This window comes from Williamsia sp., from assembly GCF_016462415.1.
Lineage (GTDB): Bacteria > Actinomycetota > Actinomycetes > Mycobacteriales > Mycobacteriaceae > Williamsia_A.
Map to the genome: position 1 here is coordinate 1 of NZ_JAEMTF010000193.1, position 3347 is coordinate 3347.

The 3347-nt window shown below is 68.4% G+C and carries 4 protein-coding genes; all 4 read right to left on the reverse strand.

Going from position 1 to position 3347, the window contains the following annotated elements:
* Positions 1-560, reverse strand: a 560-nt coding sequence (locus JHC79_RS23055; protein WP_296395298.1) for a TerD family protein, incomplete at its 3' end; no start/stop codon positions are given.
* Between the two features lie 70 nt (positions 561-630).
* Positions 631-1485 (reverse strand): DUF1707 domain-containing protein, encoded by an 855-nt coding sequence (locus tag JHC79_RS23060; RefSeq protein ID WP_296395300.1) that lies wholly within the window; start codon positions 1483-1485, stop codon positions 631-633.
* A 66-nt stretch (positions 1486-1551) separates the two neighbouring features.
* The gene (locus JHC79_RS23065; protein WP_296395302.1) at positions 1552-2844 is read right to left on the reverse strand and encodes a DUF692 family multinuclear iron-containing protein; all 1293 of its coding nucleotides are present in this window, start codon (positions 2842-2844) and stop codon (positions 1552-1554) included.
* Complete coding sequence (locus JHC79_RS23070; RefSeq protein WP_296395304.1) at positions 2789-3154, reverse strand: hypothetical protein; 366 nt, start codon at positions 3152-3154, stop codon at positions 2789-2791. Before JHC79_RS23070 ends, JHC79_RS23065 begins: the two co-directional genes overlap by 56 nt.
* Positions 3155-3347: the final 193 nt, after the last annotated feature.

Sequence of the window (3347 nt, forward strand, 5' to 3'; positions counted from 1 at the left end):
GTGGCAGGCGGTGTGATGGCAGGCGGAGGGGGCGCGGTGGGCGCCGGCGTCGACGGTGCGGCCGGAGCGGGCCCGTCGTCGACGCTGACACCGTGTTCGGTCACCAGGGCCGTGAAACCCGCATCCCATCCGGCCGAGACATTGCGGACCTTCCACTCGTCGCCGCGTCGGTAGATCTCGGTCAGAACGGCCGCGCGTTCGGTACTCAGCCCGGTGGCGGGCATGGCGAGCGCGCCGATGGTCACCGACAGGCCGCGCACATCGGCCAGGGTTCCCTGTGCCGCGCCGTCGAGAACCACTGCGATGCGCAGGGTGTGGACGTCGGCCGGGACGGCACCGAGGTCCACCTCGACGGCGTCGGTTCCGACGAGCCGTACCGCGCCGCCCGGCGCCACCGGGTTGTTGAAGAACACGAAATCGTCGTCGGAACGCACCCGCCCCGCCTCGGTCACACAGAACACCATGAGATCGCACGACCCCACAGCCGGACCGGCGACCGTTGCCGTGAACTGATGGATGTCGAGCTGTGAGTTCTCGCCGCGGCGCAGGCTGGTCGTCATTCGTCGACCGTAATACCCATTCGGTCATGCGCACGGGGCGGTCGACTCCGTGGCCGATCACCGCAGACGGTCAGCAACCCCAGCCGCAGCGGGCGATCCCCTTGATCGTGCCGTCGAGATGGGCGACGAGATGTGAGTCGATGGCGATGCCGTTGACGCCCATCCAGATCTCGCCGCCATCGTCGCCACCCACGGTGACGCGGAACTGGTTGTTGCTCACCTTCGCGCCGCTCACCCCGAGGCGAGTGGGTGCCGATGCGATGAGTCCGACGACGCGCTCCACGTCGATCTTCGCCAGATCGACGGGCGCGTCACCACTGCTCACGGCGAGTCCGCTGTAGTACTCGGGTGAATGGAATTCCCCGCCCGGCGAGTAGTCGTAGTGCGTGTGCCCGACCGGCGACGCGGGATCGAAGACGTAGAGCTCAGCGCTCTCGGCGTAGAGGTGGATACCCTCGACGACCGTCGTGCCGAAGCGCTCACGGGTCGCCTGCACGACGTCGCGGATCGCGTCGGCGGTGAACATCGCGCCTGCGATCGAGGGATCACCGGGAACCGCGACCCGAGACGGGGCATCGTCGTCGCTGACCAGGGTCGTCACCGTGGCGGTCGCAGCGATCACGGCGACCAGGATCGCCGCGCCGATGAGGACGAGTCGACGCCGACCTCGACGCCACCCGGACTCGGCCCCCGCGGGCGAGTCGGAGATCTCGGCTGGTTCGCTCGGCTGCAGATCGGCCGTGATCCACGCGAGTTCGCCCATCGTGGTGGCTTCTCCGACAACGGTCACGCGACGGCTGTGCTCGATGTAGTCGAGTTGTCCGTCCATCAGCGCGTTGTCCAGCATGCCCATGACCGACACCCGGTCGATGTCGCGAGCCCGGGTGACCGACGCGTCGACGTCGTGGGGTCGATGATCTGTCACAGAAATACCGCCTTCGCGTGCGGGGTACCAGAACGTACCCGATAGTCGCAGACGCACGGCATTGTGTTAGCCCGACTCGTCGTCACGTCCGTGATCCGGGCGGTGCAGGTCGGACCTCGGCGGGGTGCGGTCCCAGCCGTCGAGGAATCGTCGCGCGTCGTCACGAGGTGACACGCGACGAGGGTGGGCGCGGGCATGCTCGGCGAACCGCAGACGCGCATCGGGGATGTTCCGTATCGCGGGGTCGGCGGTGGCGGCCTCGAAGAAGCGTTTGCCCCACAACGTGTTCGACGTGGCATGTGCGGCGCTGTCACCGAACCCGGCGGGAACGCGCCCGAGCATCAGGTCGGTCACGGTCGAGTTCAACCTCGCAGCGTAGGCGCCCCGTCGGCGACGCAGGCGTGGCCGAGCGCGTCTCGTCTGCGGACCCGATACGGGAAAGGCGGGAGGGTCGTGGCCGACGAGCCCGCTCAACACCTCGATGTCGCAGGCGATGTCGGCGCCGCGGTATTCACCGTCCCATTCCACCAAGACGTTGGCGTGACGCAGGCGCGGGTTGGCCAGCACCTCACGCAGCAGTGTCCAGGCGTCGGGATGAACTCGATGGGTGTGGGTGTCGCGGTAGAGGTGGTCGGGACCGTAGAAGCCGCCACCGACGTGCAGGTAGGCGACCCGCTCGAGCGGGTAGCGATTGATGACCACCGCCGGATCCGTGCCGTGCAACGACGCCGCGGCGAGCACGTTGGACACATCGAGGATGTAGCCGGTGTCGCAGATCGAGGCCAGATGGTCGAAGTAGTCGGCCTCAGTCCACCGCGATTCGGCGAAAGCCATTGTCGATGCGATGTTCTCGAGTACGAAGGGTCGCCCCACGATGTCGGCGACCACACGGGCATTCGCGGCGACGACCCGGGCAGACTCTGGGGTCAGCGGCGGAGCCAACAGGTGCCCCGTGTCGAGCACATCTGCGTGTGGGCCGCGCGGGGTGCCGCCGGTGCGGGTGAACGCGATGTGTTCGGAGACGACGGGGGAATCGAGCATCTGCGAGACGTCGCGCAGATGATCGACCGCGGTGCGATCGGCGAGGGCATCCGGCGAGGCGATCGACAGCGACACCCCGTGGGTGATGACCGGGACATCCAGCGCACGGAGCTCGGCCAACTGGTCCGGCAGGTGGCAGCAGATGGATTCGGCGATGACCTCGCTGAACCCGAGACGGCCGTCGTCGAGCAACATGTCGGCCAGCTCCGGCCGCCACCCCAGACCCACCGCGCCCGCGCGGGCGGCATGGGACGGATCGGGGCTACGACCCGCCGCCGCCACCGCACCCGCCTCCTCCTCCGCCGCAGGAGGAACCACCACCGCAACTCGACCCGCCGCCGCAGCTGTGTCCGCCGTGTCCGCAGCTGTGGTGTCCGCCGTGTCCGCTGACGCCGTCGTACCCGGTGGACGGCTGGCTGCCGTGATCGCTGCCGAACACCGTGCCACCGGAGACGTAGAAAGCGCCCTTCTGTGATCGGGTCCCACGGCGTGGCGACCGGACCGTGTCCCAGCCGTCGCTGGGGCGTTGCATCGGACGGCGCTGTCTGGTCGCGATCCATCCGAGGATGCCGAAGCCGGTCACACCGATCGTGACCACGACGGCGATTGCGATCACCGTTGCGAGCATCGCGACCTCCTGGTGCCTCGCCGCGAGGATTCGCGGAATCCAGATTGTATGCGCGGAATCGGGCCTCACACCGCTTGTCGAGCGCCCGGGCCGAGACGAGGGACCAGCCTCCTCGACGGCCAGCCCGGCGATCCCGACGGTTGACATCCTGCCATTGGGAAATGACACTCTCCGGGTGTGTGACGCGGCGCAC